Annotated in this window: 15 protein-coding genes and 2 riboswitches; of the genes, 11 read left to right on the top strand and 4 right to left on the bottom strand. The window is 67.7% G+C overall.

Features of this window, described 5'->3' with window-relative positions; translation table 11 throughout:
* Window positions 1-45 precede the first annotated feature (45 nt).
* The 3 genes from J2739_RS25650 to J2739_RS25640 form a co-directional block, all read right to left on the bottom strand.
* A complete protein-coding gene (locus J2739_RS25650) occupies window positions 46-1335 on the bottom strand; it encodes an MFS transporter (protein ID WP_309906981.1) in 1290 nt (429 codons plus the stop codon).
* A 40-nt stretch (window positions 1336-1375) separates the two neighbouring features.
* Window positions 1376-2191, bottom strand: coding sequence for a putative hydro-lyase (locus tag J2739_RS25645; RefSeq protein WP_309906979.1), 816 nt, complete (start codon window positions 2189-2191; stop codon window positions 1376-1378).
* A 72-nt stretch (window positions 2192-2263) separates the two neighbouring features.
* Entirely contained in the window at window positions 2264-3169 is a 906-nt protein-coding gene (locus J2739_RS25640; protein WP_309906977.1) for a LysR family transcriptional regulator, read from the bottom strand.
* A 191-nt stretch (window positions 3170-3360) separates the two neighbouring features.
* Here J2739_RS25640 and J2739_RS25635 point away from each other — a divergent pair, with 191 nt between their 5' ends.
* The 11 genes from J2739_RS25635 to J2739_RS25585 all read left to right on the top strand — a co-directional run bounded on the left by J2739_RS25635 (window position 3361) and on the right by J2739_RS25585 (window position 14965).
* Complete coding sequence (locus J2739_RS25635; RefSeq protein WP_309906975.1) at window positions 3361-4332, top strand: TRAP transporter substrate-binding protein; 972 nt, start codon at window positions 3361-3363, stop codon at window positions 4330-4332.
* An 83-nt stretch (window positions 4333-4415) separates the two neighbouring features.
* Entirely contained in the window at window positions 4416-4910 is a 495-nt protein-coding gene (locus tag J2739_RS25630; RefSeq protein ID WP_309906973.1) for a TRAP transporter small permease, read from the top strand.
* 22 nt (window positions 4911-4932) lie between these two features.
* Entirely contained in the window at window positions 4933-6210 is a 1278-nt protein-coding gene (locus J2739_RS25625) for a TRAP transporter large permease (protein WP_309906971.1), read from the top strand.
* A gap of 273 nt (window positions 6211-6483) precedes the next feature.
* Window positions 6484-7395 (top strand): hypothetical protein, encoded by a 912-nt coding sequence (locus J2739_RS25620; RefSeq protein ID WP_309906969.1) that lies wholly within the window; start codon window positions 6484-6486, stop codon window positions 7393-7395.
* 27 nt (window positions 7396-7422) lie between these two features.
* Window positions 7423-7521, top strand: a riboswitch (glycine riboswitch).
* A 17-nt stretch (window positions 7522-7538) separates the two neighbouring features.
* Window positions 7539-7653: riboswitch (glycine riboswitch) on the top strand.
* Between the two features lie 36 nt (window positions 7654-7689).
* Window positions 7690-8862: a glycine cleavage system aminomethyltransferase GcvT gene (gene gcvT / locus J2739_RS25615; RefSeq protein ID WP_309906967.1), complete on the top strand. Its 1173-nt coding sequence runs from the start codon at window positions 7690-7692 to the stop codon at window positions 8860-8862.
* Between the two features lie 46 nt (window positions 8863-8908).
* Window positions 8909-9280 carry a glycine cleavage system protein GcvH gene (gene gcvH / locus J2739_RS25610; RefSeq protein WP_309906965.1) on the top strand — a complete coding sequence of 124 codons (372 nt, stop codon included), beginning with the start codon at window positions 8909-8911 and terminating at the stop codon, window positions 9278-9280.
* An 11-nt stretch (window positions 9281-9291) separates the two neighbouring features.
* Window positions 9292-12195, top strand: a complete 2904-nt coding sequence (gcvP, locus tag J2739_RS25605) for an aminomethyl-transferring glycine dehydrogenase (protein WP_309906963.1) — start codon at window positions 9292-9294, stop codon at window positions 12193-12195.
* Window positions 12196-12275: 80 nt separating this feature from the next.
* Window positions 12276-13043, top strand: a complete 768-nt coding sequence (locus J2739_RS25600) for a histidine phosphatase family protein (RefSeq protein ID WP_309906961.1) — start codon at window positions 12276-12278, stop codon at window positions 13041-13043.
* A gap of 18 nt (window positions 13044-13061) precedes the next feature.
* A complete protein-coding gene (locus J2739_RS25595) occupies window positions 13062-13940 on the top strand; it encodes an NAD(P)H-hydrate dehydratase (RefSeq protein WP_309906959.1) in 879 nt (292 codons plus the stop codon).
* A 124-nt stretch (window positions 13941-14064) separates the two neighbouring features.
* Entirely contained in the window at window positions 14065-14493 is a 429-nt protein-coding gene (locus J2739_RS25590; protein WP_309906957.1) for a YciI family protein, read from the top strand.
* A gap of 31 nt (window positions 14494-14524) precedes the next feature.
* On the top strand, window positions 14525-14965 hold the full coding sequence (locus J2739_RS25585) for a YciI family protein (protein WP_309906955.1): 441 nt from the start codon (window positions 14525-14527) through the stop codon (window positions 14963-14965).
* A 41-nt stretch (window positions 14966-15006) separates the two neighbouring features.
* On the opposite strand, the gene J2739_RS25580 is transcribed toward J2739_RS25585, so the two are convergent.
* Window positions 15007-16428, bottom strand: coding sequence for an HlyD family type I secretion periplasmic adaptor subunit (locus J2739_RS25580; protein WP_309906952.1), 1422 nt, complete (start codon window positions 16426-16428; stop codon window positions 15007-15009).
* Window positions 16429-16504: the final 76 nt, after the last annotated feature.

Here is a 16504-nt window from a genome sequence, read left to right as displayed (position 1 = left end):
CTGAGGATGTGTTCAGCTGAGGCTGTGTTCTTTCGCTTCCGAGCTTCAGTTCTGGTGCAAGTCGCGTCCCCGCGTCTCGGGCAGGCACAGCGCGACGACGACGACGATCGCGTACGCCACCGCCGCGCACACACCGATCGACGTGCCCAGCGAGAGGTGCATCCGATCGCTCAGCACGCCGACCACTGCCGGGAAGGTGGCGCCGATGCCGCGCCCGAAGTTGTAGCAAAAGCCCTGCCCCGATCCGCGCAGCTCGTTGGGGAACAGCTCGGCGAGGAAGGCGCCCGCGCCGCTGAAGATGCCCGACATGAAGAAGCCCAGCGGGAAGCCCAGCACCAGCATCACGCCGTCGGTGATCGGCAGCAGCGTGTAGGCGTACACCAGCGTGCCGGCACCGATCGCGAACAGGATGAAGGCGAGCCGGCGCCCGAGGCGGTCAGACAGGTACGCGCCGCACAGGTAGCCTATGAAGGCGCCGACGATGAACATGAACTGGTAGCCGCCCGAGCCGAGCACCGTCAGGTGGCGCTCGTTCTTCAGGAAGGTCGGCAGCCACACGCCGATGGCGTAGTAGCCGCCCTGCATGCCCGTGAACAGCAGGCTCGCCAGCACCGTGGTGCCCAGGATGCCCGGCTTGAAGATCGCGAGGAAGTTGCCGCTGCGCTCGCCGCGGGCGACGGCGGCGCGGGTCTGCACATAGATCTCCGGCTCGCGGATCGAGCGGCGGATGAAGACGATGAGTACCGCCGGCAGCAGGCCCAGCAGGAACATGGCGCGCCACGAGAACTCCGGCGGCAGGAAGGAGAACAGCGCCATCGACACCAGCACCGCAGCACCCCAGCCCACGGCCCAGCTGCTCTGCACCAGGCCCACCGCCTTGCCGCGGTAGGCGGGCCGGATCATCTCGGCAATCAGCACCGAGCCCACCGCCCATTCGCCGCCGAAGCCCAGCCCCTGCAGCGTGCGCGCGATCAACAGCTGACCGGGCGTCTGCGCCAGCCCGCACGCGAAGGTGAAGATCGCGAACACGAGGATGGTGAGCTGCAGGACGCGCACGCGGCCATAGCGGTCGGCCAGGATGCCGGCCAGCCAGCCGCCCAGTGCGGAGGCCACCAGCGTGGCGGTGCCGATGAAGCCGACCTCGGTCTTGCTCATGCCCCAGAGCGTGAGCAGGATGGGCGTGACCAGCGGAAGCGTGTAGTAGTCGAAGGCGTCGACGGCGTAGCCGCTGAAGGATGCGGCCAGCGTGCGCTTCTCGTTGCGGTCGAGCGTCGTCAGCCAGCTGCCGCCGGCAGCGGCGTCCGCGCCACGGTGGACGGGGTCCAGGGTACTCATGTGCTTGTCTCCTTGTTTGAATCTCGGAACCGAAAAATGGCTAGAAGCAGGCCAGACGGTGGTGCAACAGGTCGGTCACCAGCATCGAGCCCGGCGCATGGGTGATGGCAAACGGCAGCCGCGCCTCGGCCAACGCCGCCTGGGGCGTGACACCGCAGGCCCAGAACACCGGCAGCTCGTCGAGCATCACCTCCACCGGGTCTCCGTAGTCGGGCTGCGCGATCGCGCGTATGCCGATCAATGCCGGGTCGCCCAGGTGCACGGGCGCACCGTGCACCGCCGGAAAGCGCGAAGTGATCTGGACCGCACGAATGGCATCGGCGGCGCGCAGCGGGCGCATCGAGCACACCATCGGGCCGCGGAAAGCGCCGGCCGGCACGGTGGCGATGTTCGTGCGGTACATCGCGACGTTGCGCTGCTGCGCGACATGCCGCAGCACGATGCCCTCGCCCATCAACGCATGCTCGAAGGTGAAGGAGCAGCCGATGACGAAGCTCACCAGGTCCTCGCGCCAGAGCGCGCGCACATCGCCGGGCTCGTCGGCCAGTACGCCGTCGCGCCACACGCGGTAGCGCGGCAGGTCGCTGCGGATGTCGATGTCCTCGCCCAGCATCGGCAAGGCCGGTTCGCCCGGCTGCGACACGCCCAGCAGCGGACAGGGCTTGGGATTGGCCTGGCAGTAGCGCAGGAAGTCCGCCGCGTGGGACTCGGGCAGGATGACCAGGTTGCCCTGGACATGCGCGCTCGCCAGGCCGCCGGTGTGCGATTGCAGCGTCGCGCTGCGGGCGGCGAGGCGCACGTCGCGCGCGCTGCTCGCCGCGTCAGGGGTGCGAAAGGGGGCTTGAAGCGTCGACATGAAGGCGTCCGTGAGGTGATGGATCGGATTGTGGGAATCCGTCCTCGCGAACGCCAACGCAAAGTTTCTCGCTCAGTCCATCGATTTTTTCGATGACCTCGAACCGTGCGAGGCATGCACCACGGCGGAGCCGAGCGCCGCCTCGAGCAGCGGCGAAGAGGGATCGTCCCGGTAGCTCGCGTAGATGGGCAGTGGCTCCAGCGCATCCTCGCAAGGCAGCACCCGCAGCGGCAGGCGCCGTGCCAGCGGCTCGACCACCGCGCGCGGGAGGGTCGCGACGCCGAAGCCCGCCTCGACCAGCTGGGCCATCGCCGAGATCGAGGAAATGGCATGCACGCGCGGCGCGGGACCGCCCGCCTCGCGGAACAGCGCGAGCAGCGCCACGTGCGGCTGAGAGCCGCGCTGGAAGGTGAGCAGGTCCAGCGCCAGCAGGTCCGGCAGGCGGTAGCGCCGCCGCAGATGCAGCTCGCGGTGGCCCACGAAGCACATCGGCATCGGCGGCACCGCGCGCGTCCGCACGCCGTCGCCGGCGGCGGGCAGTGCGGCGAAGACGAGGTCCTGCTTGCCGCGCTGGAGCTGGTCGACCAGCACCGGCGTCGTCTCGACCGTGAGCTCCAGTTCGAAATCGGGATAGGTCGCCTGCATGTGCTTGAGCCAGCCCGTGAGCCAGCTGTGCACCACCGACTCGATGGCGCCGACGCGCAGCACCGTCGAGCGCACCGCGCCCGACCCCATCTCGGCCTTGATGTGCATCTGCATTTCCAGCAGGCGCTGCGCGAAGTCATGGAAGCGCTGGCCGGCAACGGTGAGGCGGAACTGCTTGTCGCGCCGATCCAGCAGCAGCACGCCCAGCTCGCGTTCCAGGGCGGCGATGCGGCTGGACAGGGCCGACTGGGTGAGGTGCAGCTTTTCGGCGGCCCGGGTGACGCTCTTGAGGGCCACGGCCCAGTGGAAGGCTTCGACGAATCGCAGGTTCATGGGCGCTCGAGGTGGTCTGGGCATGCATTGCACCATGACCGCCCGCCGAGCGGCCGCCTGGCACGAAGCCGGAGGCGCAACGCGCCCTTGCTGTGCGGCTACGTCCGTGAAAGCCCGGACGCTGTGCGGCGCCCGCTTGATGCATAGTCATACGTTTGGAAAAAACGTCCACATCGACAGGAGACTCTTTCATGAAGTTGAACCGACTGGCCGCAGGCCTGGTCCTTGGCCTCGGCATGGCCTGCGCGGCCTTTGCGCAGACGGCGATGAAGATCAGCATCTCGACCGCGCAGAACTCGCACCAGGGCGTGGCCATCGACACCTTCGCCAAGGAAGTGGCTGCGCGCACCAACGGCCGCTACAAGATCGAGACCTTCTACAACGGCTCGCTCGGCGGCGAGCGCGAGTCGATCGAGGCGGTGCAGCTCGGCACCCAGGAGCTGGCCTTCTCCTCCACGGGCCCGGTGCCCAACTTCGTGCCCGAGACCAAGATCCTCGACGTGCCCTTCCTGTTCCGCGACAAGGCCCATGCGCGCGCGGTGCTCGACGGCCCGATCGGCCAGGACCTGCTGACCAAGTTCGACGCCAAGGGCTTCAAGGCCCTGGCCTGGGGCGAGAACGGCTTCCGCCACATGACCAACAGCAAGCGCGACGTCAAGGCGCCGGAAGACCTCAAGGGCCTGAAGATGCGCACCATGGAGAACCCGGTGCACATCGCGGCCTACAAGGGCCTGGGCATCATCACCACGCCAATGGCCTTCCCGGAAGTGTTCACGGCGCTCCAGCAGGGCACCGTCGACGGCCAGGAGAACCCGCTGTCGGTGATCATGTCGGCCAAGTTCTCGCAGGTGCAGAAGCATCTCTCGCTGACCGGCCATGTCTACTCCCCCTGCATCTTCCTGATGAACAAGGCGGCCTTCGACAAGCTCAGCGCGGCCGACAAGACCGCTTTTCTCGAAGCCGCAAAGGTGGCTGTGAAGGCCAACCGCGACCGCGTCGACCAGGATGACGCCAACGGCGTGAAGGAACTGCGCGCCCAGGGCATGACCGTGATCGAGAACGTGGACAAGGCCAAGTTCGTCAGCGCGCTCGCACCGGTCAACGCCGAGTTCGAAAAGCAGTTCGGCAAGGCCAACATCGACAAGATCCGGAACTTCCAGTGAGCCTGTTGCCGCGGTAAGCCCCGGCGCACGCCCGCGCAGCACCGGCTGGCGGGCGTTTTTTATCGACCTTCGCTTCCTCGTTCATGAAATCCGCCTTCCTCCGGCTCGACCACTGGACCAATTCGCTGTCCATGGCCGTCGCCTGCCTCATGCTCGTCATCGCTTCGGCGCTCGGCGTGTTCCAGATCGTCACCCGCTTCGTGCTCGAGCAGCCGGCCGAATGGTCGGAGATCCTGATCCGCGTCAGCCTGATCTGGATGGTGTTCATGGGCATCCCCACCGCCTTCCGGCAAGGCGCGATGGTCAGCGTGGACGTGCTGTACCGCTGGAGCCCGCCGAAGATGCGGCGCCTGCTCGACTGGATGGTGTGCCTGGCGGCACTGACGCTGATCGCCGTCATCGTCTGGTGGGGCTGGGACTATGCGAAGCGCGGCGGCGTGCAGTCGATGGCGGGGCTCGAATCGGTCTCGATGTTCTGGGCCTACGTGGCGATGCCGGTGGGCGGGCTCTTCAGCATCATCGGCATCATCGGCAACCTGATCGATCCGCAGCGGCAGGAACTGGAGACCGCGCAATGAACGCCGAAAGCGTGAGGACCCTATGACCCCGATGATGGTCACCACGATGGTGGTGTGCTTCGCACTCACCATCTCCGTCGCGGTCTCGATCGGCCTGGCTTCGGTGGTCGGCATCCAGGCCTCGAACGCCAACATGCTGATCTCCGTCAAGGAGATGTTCAATGCGATCAACAAGTTTCCGCTCGCGGCCATCCCCTTCTTCATCCTTGCCGGCAACCTGATGGAGACCGGCGGCATTTCGCGCCGGCTGGTGGAATTCGCGAAGAGCCTGGTGGGTGGCGTGCAGGGGGGCCTGCCCATGACCTGCGTGCTCACCTGCATGATCTTCGCCGCGGTGTCGGGCTCGTCGGTGGCGACCACCTTCGCCATCGGCGCCATCCTGATCCCGGCGCTCATCAAGCACGGCTACCCCACCAGCTACGCAGCCGCGCTGCAGGCCACCAGCGCGGAACTGGGCGTGATCATCCCGCCCTCGATCCCGATGATCCTCTACGGCGTGAGCGCCGAGGTGTCCATCGGCGAACTGTTCATCGCCGGCTTCGGCCCGGGCATCCTGATCAGCCTCGCGCTGATGGCCTTCGTCTATCTCTACTGCAAGTGGAAGGGACTGGGCAAGAACGACGGCGACGGCCGCTTGCGCGTGGGCATCGCCACCTGGCGCGCGGGCTGGGCGCTCCTGATGCCGGTGATCATCCTCGGCGGCATCTACGGCGGCATCTTCACGCCGACCGAGGCCTCCGCGGTGGCCGTGCTCTACGCGCTCATCGTGGGCACCCTGATCTACCGCGAGATCAAGCTGCCGCAGCTCTATGCGGTGCTGCGCAAGTCGGTGATCTCTTCCTCGGTCATCATGTTCATCATCGCCAATGCGGGCCTGTTCGCCTTCCTGATCACGCGCGCCGGCGTGCCCGAGGCCATCGGCCACTGGCTCGAGAGCGTGCTGAAATCGCCGTCCATGTTCCTGCTGGGCGTGAATGCGGCGCTGTTCATCATCGGCATGTTCATCGAGACCAGTGCGGCCATCATCGTGCTGGCGCCGATCCTCGCGCCGGTGGCGCAGCACTTCGGCATCGACCCGGTGCACTTCGGCCTCGTGATGGTGGTGAACCTCGCGCTGGGGATGATCACGCCGCCTTTCGGCGTGAACCTGTTCGCGGCTTGCACCGTCGCCCGCATCTCGCTGGACCGCATCGTCACGCACCTGCTGCCCTTCGTGCTCGTGATCCTGGCCTGCCTGATGGTCATCACCTACGTGCCGGGCATCTCGCTGGGGTTGCGCGACCTGGTTTATGCGAAGTAGTTCATGCAGGGCCGCGTGAGCCTTCGGGTTGCACCACTGTGTCATGCAGCGGGCCCTCTGAAAACAAGGGTTACAGCATGGGCTCCGGTACGGGGTCTTGGCTGACACGCGGCACCCCTCTTTCTTGATTAGGCTCTGAGGGTTGCGGCCGCCTCTCGCGGCGTGCGTCGCCGTTTCCGCTTTCCGGCGGTAACATCTTCGTGCGGCCGCAACCGGCGAGGAACGCATGGGCGAAAACCCGCCGCTTCTCTTTTCTTCTCTCCCCTGAAGGCAATGACAAGCTACGGTTTCGTTCACTTGGAATTCGGCGACCAGTACCGCGAGCGTTCGCTCCAGGTGCTGGACAAGCTGCGAATCCGCCTGGGCCAGGCGGGCGACCGCTTCTCGAGCGTGATTGTCGACAACGCCGGCGCCGCGCCCGCCCAAAGCGCGGCCGGCACCCCATCCGACCAGGGTCTGGTCGTCCCCGGCGACAACAGCAACCGAGAATTCTCCGGCTGGGACACCGGCATCGACACCCTTCTCGCGCGTGGCGAGCATCCCGACGTCTGGATCTTCTCGAACGACACGGTGGCCCTCAACCACGCCTGGAGCGAGCGCCGGGTCGAGCACTTCGGCGGCGAGATCCGCAAGCTCGCGCTGCATCCGGGCCCTTGGCTGTTCGGCGAGATCAACGACTTCCCGCGCTCGACCATGACCCCCATGGGGCCGCTCCTCGAATGGGTCTCGACCTACTGCTTCGCGATGAACAACACGCTGCGCCATCGGCTGGGCACGCTCTCGCCCGGCAACGCGCTGCTCGATTCGCTCGTGAACGAGCAGTTCGAGCCCGGCCGGGGCGTGTTCCGCGACCACGTGGGCGCAGCGTATGTCGATTTCGTCTCCGCCTGGCTGATCAGCGAAGGCGGCGAGGGCCGCCAGAAGAAGCGACGCTTCAAATGGGATCACGAATGGCACAAGGCCAATCCGCTGGGCCCCGAGAACTTCGAGGACCTGCGCATGAAGGCGCGCTGCTGCCTCTCCGAACACATGCTGAGCCTGCGCGCGCGCCAGGCGGGAGCCGACATCCGCTCGCCCTACGATGCCCGCAACGCGCGCGAGCACATCCGGCGCTCCCTTCAATTCCTCTCGGACAAGCTGTGGGAGAAATTCCTGCTGCGGCGGCTGCGGCTGGAGCGGTCCTAGTTCCGGGCACGGCGCTTTCCCTTACACTCGACCCGGTCAGGAGAGAGCCTCGCAGCGCGGGGCCGCCGAAGGCGCAGGCCCCCACGAAGACCGGGTCCGAACGCTCAGGCAAAAGGACTGACGAGGCGCCCTTTTTTTCCGGGCGTTTCCTTGCTGGAGAGAGACGGCGCTTTGCTTCTGTGCAGCGGCCCGTCCACCGAAGGAGCAAACCCCGATCGTGGGGCGAATCTCTCAGGTAAAGCGGACAGCAGGGGTGGCCCATGGCATCGCCGCCATGGATCTGGACTGCCCCTGATGGAGAGTGCCTTGGCCTCCGCTTCCGACGATCTGCAAAAGACCCCGCTGTACGACCTGCATGTGGAACTCGGCGCCCGCATGGTGCCCTTCGCGGGCTATTCGATGCCGGTGCAGTACCCCGCCGGCCTGATGGCCGAGCACAGGCACACACGCACGGCCGCGGGTCTCTTCGACATCTCGCACATGGGCCAGTTGCGGCTGGTCGGGCCCGAAGCGGCTGCCGCCTTCGAGACCCTGATGCCGGTCGATGTGATCGGCCTTGCGCCCGGCAAGCAGCGCTACGGCCTGCTGCTGAACGACGAGGGCGGCATCCTCGACGACCTGATGTTCTTCAACGAAGGTGGCGGTTCGATCTTCGTGATCGTCAACGGCGCCTGCAAGGCCGGCGATCTCGCGCATATCCAGGCCAGCATCGGCCAGCGCTGCCAGGTGCAGCCCCTGCCCGGCCACGCCCTGCTCGCGCTGCAGGGCCCGCTGGCCGCGACCGTGCTGGCGCGCCTGGCGCCCGGCATCGAGCGCTTCGTCTTCATGACCGGTGGCGCCGTGCAGATCGGCGGCATCGCAGCCTTCGCGACGCGCAGCGGCTATACCGGCGAGGACGGCTTCGAGATCTCGGTCGCCGCGCAGGACGCCGAGGCCCTGGCCCGGCTGCTGCTCGCACAGCCCGAGGTGCAGCCCGTCGGCCTGGGGGCCCGCAATTCGCTGCGCCTCGAAGCCGGCCTCTGCCTCTACGGCAACGACATCGACACCACGACCACCCCCGTCGAAGCCTCGCTCAACTGGGCCATCCAGAAGGTGCGGCGCAGCGGCGGTGCGCGCGAGGGCGGCTTTCCCGGTGCGGCCCGGGTGCTGGCGCAGCTCACGGCCGACGGCGGCGCGGCCGGCCATCTCGATCACGAGACGCTCAAGCGCAAGCGCGTCGGGCTGGTGGCGCTGGAGCGCGTCCCGGTTCGCGACGGCACGCTGCTGCAGTCCTTCGAAGGCGCGCCCATCGGCCAGGTGACCAGCGGCCTCCTGGGACCCACGGTCGACCGGCCGGTCGCGATGGGCTATGTCGCCCTCGCCTACGCCGAGCCGGGCACTCGCCTGCAGGCCATCGTGCGCGGCAAGCCGGTGCCGATGGAGGTCAGTACCCTTCCCTTCGTGCCCGCCCGCTACTACCGCGGCTAGGACTCGACTCTTTCTTCTTTCCTTTCCCTTCCCCAGGAGCCATTCCATGACCATCAAATACACCAAGGACCACGAGTGGGTGAACGCCGAGGGCGACAACGCCATCGTCGGCATCACGCTGCATGCGCAGGACGCACTTGGCGATGTGGTCTTCGTCGACCTGCCGCAGGTCGGCCAGGGCTATGCCCAGGGCGAGGTGGCCGGCGTCGTGGAGTCGGTCAAGGCCGCGGCGGACGTGTTCATGCCGGTCAGCGGCGAGATCACCGAGGTCAACGAGGCGCTGCGTGCCGACCCTTCGCTGGCCAACAGCGCGCCCGAAGGCGAAGGCTGGTTCTTCAAGATGAAGATCACCGAGCCCGCACAACTCGACGCCCTGCTCGACAAGACCACCTACGACAAGTTCGCCGAAGAGAACTGAAAGCGGACCCCATGCCGAAGTCCTCCCTGCCCTCCCTGCCCACCCTTGCCGATCTCGAGAACGCCGGCGAATTCATCGCCCGCCACATCGGCATCGAGGCCGATGACGAGGCGCGCATGCTCGCCGCCGTCGGCTCCAGGACGCGCGCCGAGCTGATCGACGGCATCGTGCCGCCGGCCATCCGCCGCAGCCATCCGATGCGCCTGCCCGCGCCGGTGACCGAAGCCGGCGCACTGGCCGAGTTGCGCGCCATCGCGGCGAAGAACAAGGTGGCGAGGAACTTCATCGGCCAGGGCTACTACGGCACCCACACGCCCGGCGTGATCCTGCGCAACGTGCTGGAGAACCCGGCCTGGTACACGGCCTATACGCCCTACCAGGCCGAGATTTCGCAGGGCCGCATGGAGGCGCTGCTCAATTTCCAGACCATGGTCTGCGACCTGACGGGCATGGCGATCGCCAACGCCTCCATGCTCGACGAGGCCACCGCCGCGGCCGAGGCGATGACGCTGGCGCGCCGCAGCGTCAAGAGCAAGAGCAACGTGTTCCTGGTCTCGGGCGACTGCCATCCGCAGACCATCGAGGTGATCAAGACGCGCGCCGCCCCCCTGGGCATCGAGGTCAAGGTCAGCACCGTCTCCGAGACCCTGCCGCACCTGATGGCCAGCGGCGATTTCTTCGGTGCGCTGGCGCAGTACCCGGCCACCACCGGCCACGTGCACGATCTGCGTCCGCTGGCCGGCCATGCCCACGCCTGCGATGCCGCGTTCTGCGTGGCGGCCGACCTGCTGGCACTGACGCTGCTCGCGCCGCCCGGCGAATGGGACGCCGACATCGTCTGCGGCACGACGCAGCGCTTCGGCATGCCCTTGTGCAACGGTGGCCCGCATGCGGCCTACCTGGCCTGCCGCGACGAATTCAAGCGCTCGCTGCCGGGCCGGCTGGTGGGCGTCAGCGTCGACACGCAGGGCCGCCCGGCCTATCGGCTGGCGTTGCAGACGCGCGAGCAGCACATCCGCCGCGAGAAGGCCACCTCCAACATCTGCACGGCGCAGGTGCTGCCGGCGGTGGTCGCGAGCATGTACGCGGTCTACCACGGGCCTGAAGGGCTGACGCGCATCGCGCAACGGGTGGCCGCCCTCACCGCCATCCTGGCGCAGGGCCTGGAGCAGATGGGCCGCGAGCTGGCCAATGCCACCGCCTTCGACACGCTCACCGTGCTGACCGGCGAGGACACGCCGAAGATCCTGGAGCGGGCGCAGGCCGCCTCGTTCAACCTGCGCCAGGGCCTGCAGCAGCACCTGGGCATCTCGCTGGACGAGACCAGCACGCGGGCCGACATCGAGACCTTGTGGGCCCTCTTCGTGCCCGCGGGCACGCCGATGCCGCGCTTCGAGGAGCTCTCGACCGCGGTCGCATCGCGCATCCCGCTGGACCTGCGCCGCAGCAGCGACTTCCTCGCGCACCCGGTGTTCAACACGCACAAGAGCGAGACCGCGATGCTGCGCTACATCCGCAGCCTCGCCGACAAGGACCTGGCGCTGGACCGCAGCATGATTCCGCTGGGCAGCTGCACCATGAAGCTGAACGCGACCAGCGAAATGATCCCGATCACCTGGCCCGAGTTCGCGGACATCCATCCCTTCGCGCCGGCCGAGCAGCTGCAGGGCTACGCCGAGCTCGACGCGCAGCTGCGCGCCTGGCTGTGCGAGGCCACCGGCTACGCGGGCATCAGCCTGCAGCCCAACGCCGGCTCGCAGGGCGAGTACGCGGGCCTGCTCGCCATCAAGGCCTACCACGAGGCCCAGGGCCACGGGCACCGCAACGTGTGCCTGATCCCCTCCTCCGCCCACGGAACCAACCCCGCGAGCGCGCAGATGGTCGGCATGAAGGTGGTGGTGACCGCCTGCGACGCGCAAGGCAACGTCGACATGGACGACCTCACGCGCGCCTGCGAGAAGCATCGGGACGACCTCGCCGCGGTGATGATCACCTACCCCAGCACGCACGGCGTGTTCGAGACCCGCGTCAAGGAGCTGTGCGAGATCGTGCATGCGCACGGCGGCCGCGTGTACGTGGACGGCGCCAACATGAACGCCCTGGTCGGCGTGGCTGCGCCCGGCGAGTTCGGCGGCGACGTGAGCCATCTCAACCTGCACAAGACCTTCTGCATCCCGCACGGCGGCGGCGGCCCGGGCGTGGGGCCGGTATGCGTCGTGGAGGACCTGGTGCCCTACCTGCCCGGCCACGTGAGCGGCGGCCTTCCGTCGAACGGCGTCGGTGCCGTGTCGGCTGCGCCGCTGGGCAACGCGGCGGTGCTGCCGATCAGCTGGATGTACTGCCGCATGATGGGCGCGGATGGCCTGCAGGCCGCGACCGAAACCGCGATCCTGAGCGCCAACTACATCAGCGCCCGGCTCAAGGAGCACTACCCCACGCTCTACGCCAGCCCGAATGGACACGTGGCGCACGAGTGCATCCTGGACCTGCGTCCGCTCAAGGACACCAGCGGCGTCACGGCGGAAGACGTGGCCAAGCGGCTGATCGACTACGGCTTCCACGCGCCGACGCTGAGCTTCCCGGTGCCCGGCACCCTCATGGTCGAGCCGACCGAGAGCGAGCCGCTGGCCGAGCTGGACCGCTTCGTCGACGCGATGATCGCCATCCGCGGCGAGATCCGCCGCATCGAGGAAGGCATCTGGCCGCGCGAGGACAACCCGCTGAAGAACGCACCGCACACGGCCGACAGCCTGCTGGCCAGCGAATGGCCCCGGCCCTATTCGCGCGAGCTCGGCGCCTTCCCCATCGCCTCGGTCAAGGACGCCAAGTACTGGCCGCCGGTGGGCCGCGTCGACAACGTGTACGGCGACCGCAACCTGTTCTGCAGCTGCGTGCCGGTGGCCGACTACGCGTGAGGGTGTTCCGCGCGCATCGGGCGAAATAGGTCTTTGCCTACGGGCCAGGCGGCGGGGGCCTCCTACCATGGCGCTCGCCCATGCAACCCAACTGGCCCCAAACCCTCTGGATCGTGCGCCACGGCCAAAGCGCCGGCAATGTCGCGCGCGATGCGGCCGAGGCCGGCGGGCTTCCGCTGATCGAGCTGGCATGGCGCGACATCGACGTGCCGCTGTCCGAGCTGGGCATCGAGCAGGCGATCGCGCTCGGCGACTGGTTCGCCCGGCTGTCCGAGGAAGAGAAGCCCGAGGTGATCCTCTCCTCCCCCTATGTGCGCGCGCGTGCCACGGCGGAGCTCGTGGTCGAGCACGGCGGCCTGGTGGGCAGCAGGATCAAGCTGCGCATGGATGAGCGCCTGCGGGAGAAGGAATTCGGCATCCTGGATCGGCTGACCAAGCTGGGCATTCGCCAGAAGCATCCCGAGCTCGACGAGCAGCGCCTGCATGTGGGCAAGTTCTACTTCCGCCCCCCGGGCGGCGAGAGCTGGTGCGACGTCATCCTGCGCCTGCGAAGCCTCCTGGAAATGGTCACGCGCGAGTACGCGGGCCAGCGTGTGCTGGTGGTGGGGCACCAGGTGATCGTCAATTGCCTGCGCTATCTGCTCGAGCGCATGGACGAGCAGCAGATCCTCGAGATCGACCGGCAGCGTGACGTGCCCAACTGCGCCATCACCTCTTACCGCGCGCAGCGCAGCGGCGACGAGGACGAGGTGCTCCAGCTCGACCTGGTGAACTTCCTCGCGCCCCTGCGCGAAGCCGCCACGCCGGTGACCCGCGCGCCAGACCAGCCGGCAGCCCCCAAACCCTGAAGTCCTGCTGCCGGTGCCATGGCCTTTCCGCGTGCCGCCGCCCTGACCCGAGCATCGCTGGCGCGCTGGCCGCTGCCCGACCCCGGCGCCGATGCCGACAAGGAGGTGCGCGGACGGGTGCTCGTGATCGCGGGGAGCAGCGAAACTCCCGGCGCCGCGCTGCTCGCCGGCACCGCGGCGCTGCGGGCGGGCGCGGGCAAGCTCACCATCGCCAGCCCTGCGTGCATCGCACCCGGGTTGGCGCTCGCGACGCCCGAGTCACGCGTCATTGCACTGCCCGAGACGCGCGGCGGCGGCCTGGCGGCACGGGGCTGCGAGGCCCTCGCTCCCCTGGCTGCGCAGGTGGGCGCCGTGGTGGTCGGGCCGGGGCTGTGCGACGAGCGCGCCAGCGTGGCCTTCGTGCGCCGGCTGCTGCCGCTTTTTCGAGCGTGCACCGTGGTGCTGGATTCGATCGCGATGTCGGTGGCGGCCGAGGAAAGCTTCGATCAGCCCGTGCTGCTGACGCCGCACGCAGGCGAAATGGCGACGCTGTGCGCCCTGCCCAAGTCGCTGATCACGAAGGAGGCACTGCACGTGGCGTGCGAAGCCGCCATGCGTTGGAGGGCGTGCGTGGTCCTCAAGGGGGCGAGCACGGTGATCGCAACACCGCAGGGCCGCGCCTGGCGTTTTCATGGCAGTACGCCGGGGCTCGCCACCTCCGGCTCCGGGGACGTGCTCGCCGGGCTGATGGGCGGCTTCGCGGCGCGCGGCATGCCGCCCGAGCAGGCGGCGGCGTGGGCGGTGGTGGCCCACGCGACGGCAGGCCAGCGACTCGGCCGGCGCGTGGGGCCGCTGGGCTTTCTGGCGCGCGAGCTGGCGGGGGAAGTGCCGGGGCTGCTCCGGCAGATCGGACGCTGACCAGGCCCAAGCCATCGCCGTTGCAAAATCTTACAAGGTCACTGTCGATTGGACCTGCCCTGCTTCGACGTCCCCATAGAGCCCCATCCCGGATGGCTCGTCATTCAACCCTCAGGAGTACGACATGCGATTCATGGTGATTGTGAAAGCCAACAAGGACTCGGAAGCCGGCGTGATGCCGACGGAGAAGATGCTCACCGAGATGGGCAAGTACAACGAGGAGTTGGTGAAGGCCGGCGTGATGCTGGCTGGCGAAGGCCTGCAGCCCAGTTCCAAGGGCGCGCGCGTGCGCTTCGACGGCAAGACCCGCACGGTGACCGATGGCCCCTTCAGCGAGACCAAGGAACTGATCGCCGGATTCTGGCTGTGGCAGGTGCGCTCCCGGGACGAGGCCATCGAATGGCTCAAGCGCGCGCCGTTCACCGACGGCGAGGAGGTCGAACTGCGCCAGGTCTTCGAGATGGAAGACTTCGGCGCCGAGTTCACGCCCGAGTTGCGCGAGCAGGAGAAGCGCGTGATGGCCGAAGCGGAAAAGAACCGCGGCAAGTCCTGAACGACCACCACCCCCTGACGGAGATTCGACAATGAAATTCATGGTTATCCGAAAAGCCGACAAGGACACCGAAGCCGGCGTGATGCCCACCGAGCAGTTGGTCACCGACATGCTCAAGTACAACGAGGAGATGATCAAGGCAGGAGTCATGCTCGACGGCATGGGCCTCCAGCCCAGCATCAAGGGCGCACGTGTCAAGTTCAACAACGGCAAGCCGACGGTGATCGACGGACCCTTCACCGAGGCCAAGGAGCTGGTCGCCGGCTTCAGCTTGATCCAGGTGAAGTCCCGGGAGGAAGCCATCGAATGGGTCAAGCGCTGGCCGCCGATCGATGGCGGCGGCAACGTCGAGATCGAGATCCGGCAGGTCTACGAGGCCGAAGATTTCGGCGCCGAGTTCACGCCCGAGATGCGCAAGCACGAGGAATGGTTGCGCGAAGCGGCCGAGAAGCGTGCAGCCGACGAGCGCTGAGGCCATCCATCGGCCATCGAGAGTTCTTTGCCGGCTTCGACTCATCGCTCCCTCAGGCTCTCACTCGCGGCTCTTTGCACCGGACTCAGCAGGTATTCGATGATTCGCCGCTTGCCGGTCCTGATTTCAGCAGTGAGATTCATCCCCGGGCTCAGCCTGATCGGCTTGCCGTCCACATCGATCGATGGGCTGTGCAAGCTCAAGGTCACGGGGAAGATCGCGCCGCGCTTCTCGTCATTCACCGCATCGGCCGTGACGCTCGTGACGGTGGCCCGCACCGTCCCATAGCGGGTGAACGGAAAGGTCTCCAGCTTGATCTCTGCCTGCTGGTTCACGTTGACGAAGCCGATGTCCTTGTTTTCCAAGGTGACCTCGGCCGTCAGCTGCGCATCGTCGGGCACGATCACCATGATCGGCTGCGCTTGCGTGACCACGCCGCCCTCCGTGTGGGTCGCGAGTTGCTGCACGGTGCCGGCCACGGGCGCCTTGAGCGTCGTCAGCCGCTCGCGTTGGCTGGCCTTGGCCAACTCCTGAATTCCCTGCTGGCGCTTCAGTTCGGCAGCGGCCTCGCGCGCACTCAGGCTGTGCCTGGTCTCGGCGATGTAGGCACTGCGTGCGTTCTCGCTTTCCCTCAAGGCGGCGTTGGCCTCTTCCAGCCGTGCGCGTTGCGTCGCCAAGTCGCGTTCCAGCTCGATGCGTTCGCGGGTTCGGTCCTGGTTGGCATGGCTGGACATGAAACCTTGATCCGCAAGCTGCTTGAAGTCGGCTTCCCGTTGCCTGGCGATCGGCACGGTGATCTCCAGCTTGGCGACCATCTCTCGCACCGTGGCGATCTCGGCCCGGCGGTGGTCGATTTCCGCCGCGGCCCTGGCCAGCTTGGCTTGGATGTCGCTCCACTCGTCCGACAGCTGGGCGCGTGTTGCGCTCCGGTCGGCCTCGGTCCAGTCCGCCGGGATGCTCTGGCCCAGGTCCAGCGTCCGTGCGGGCTGCTGGAGCGCCTGCTGCAGTACGCGGCTGCGCAGCACTTCCGACTGGGCCGATTTCAGCTGCTCGTCGACGCTGGTCTTGTCGGCACTGGCGCTGGTGGGGTCCAGCTCCACGAGTGGCTGGCCGGCTTCGACCCGATCGCCGTCCTTGACCCGCACGCGCTTGACCACGCTCGGCTCCAGCGCTTGGACGACCTTGCTCCGCTCGCTCACGACGATGCGGCCCGGCGCTGCGGCCACGATGTCGACCTGGCCCGCGATGGCCCAGACCAAGGCGACGAGGAACAGAGCGATCAGCCCGAACGCGAGTCGCCGCGGGGCCGGGTGCACCGGGGTCTCCTGCAGGCTCAGTGCCGCCGGCAGGAAGGCGGCCTCGTCAGCCTGGCGCTGCGGGCCTGCGAGTTCGTGGCGATAGCGCCAGGCGGCCTTGAAGACGGCGCCGTAGCGCGCCAGCAGTTCCGCGATGGAATGGGGCATGCGCGGTGCGTTGGCCGCGTCGCCCTCACCCCCGCACTCTCCCGCAGGGCCAGGGGGCATGACCGGCGCGGGGGAC

Origin of the sequence: Variovorax soli (genome assembly GCF_031454625.1) — a bacterium.
Lineage (GTDB): Bacteria > Pseudomonadota > Gammaproteobacteria > Burkholderiales > Burkholderiaceae_C > Variovorax > Variovorax soli_A.
This window is presented reverse-complemented; position numbering and strand designations above follow the sequence as displayed.

What these genes read in the sequence shown, in the direction of transcription:
- J2739_RS25590 (WP_309906957.1), top strand. Translation starts at nt 14,065, where the DNA reads ATGCGATTCATGGTGATTGTGAAAGCCAACAAGGACTCGGAAGCCGGC.
- J2739_RS25635 (WP_309906975.1), top strand. Translation starts at nt 3,361, where the DNA reads ATGAAGTTGAACCGACTGGCCGCAGGCCTGGTCCTTGGCCTCGGCATG.
- gcvP (WP_309906963.1), top strand. Translation starts at nt 9,292, where the DNA reads ATGCCGAAGTCCTCCCTGCCCTCCCTGCCCACCCTTGCCGATCTCGAG.
- gcvT (WP_309906967.1), top strand. Translation starts at nt 7,690, where the DNA reads ATGGAGAGTGCCTTGGCCTCCGCTTCCGACGATCTGCAAAAGACCCCG.
- J2739_RS25645 (WP_309906979.1), bottom strand. Translation starts at nt 2,191, where the DNA reads ATGTCGACGCTTCAAGCCCCCTTTCGCACCCCTGACGCGGCGAGCAGC.
- J2739_RS25640 (WP_309906977.1), bottom strand. Translation starts at nt 3,169, where the DNA reads ATGAACCTGCGATTCGTCGAAGCCTTCCACTGGGCCGTGGCCCTCAAG.
- J2739_RS25585 (WP_309906955.1), top strand. Translation starts at nt 14,525, where the DNA reads ATGAAATTCATGGTTATCCGAAAAGCCGACAAGGACACCGAAGCCGGC.
- J2739_RS25650 (WP_309906981.1), bottom strand. Translation starts at nt 1,335, where the DNA reads ATGAGTACCCTGGACCCCGTCCACCGTGGCGCGGACGCCGCTGCCGGC.
- J2739_RS25620 (WP_309906969.1), top strand. Translation starts at nt 6,484, where the DNA reads ATGACAAGCTACGGTTTCGTTCACTTGGAATTCGGCGACCAGTACCGC.
- J2739_RS25630 (WP_309906973.1), top strand. Translation starts at nt 4,416, where the DNA reads ATGAAATCCGCCTTCCTCCGGCTCGACCACTGGACCAATTCGCTGTCC.
- gcvH (WP_309906965.1), top strand. Translation starts at nt 8,909, where the DNA reads ATGACCATCAAATACACCAAGGACCACGAGTGGGTGAACGCCGAGGGC.
- J2739_RS25580 (WP_309906952.1), bottom strand. Translation starts at nt 16,428, where the DNA reads ATGCCCCATTCCATCGCGGAACTGCTGGCGCGCTACGGCGCCGTCTTC.
- J2739_RS25595 (WP_309906959.1), top strand. Translation starts at nt 13,062, where the DNA reads ATGGCCTTTCCGCGTGCCGCCGCCCTGACCCGAGCATCGCTGGCGCGC.
- J2739_RS25625 (WP_309906971.1), top strand. Translation starts at nt 4,933, where the DNA reads ATGACCCCGATGATGGTCACCACGATGGTGGTGTGCTTCGCACTCACC.
- J2739_RS25600 (WP_309906961.1), top strand. Translation starts at nt 12,276, where the DNA reads ATGCAACCCAACTGGCCCCAAACCCTCTGGATCGTGCGCCACGGCCAA.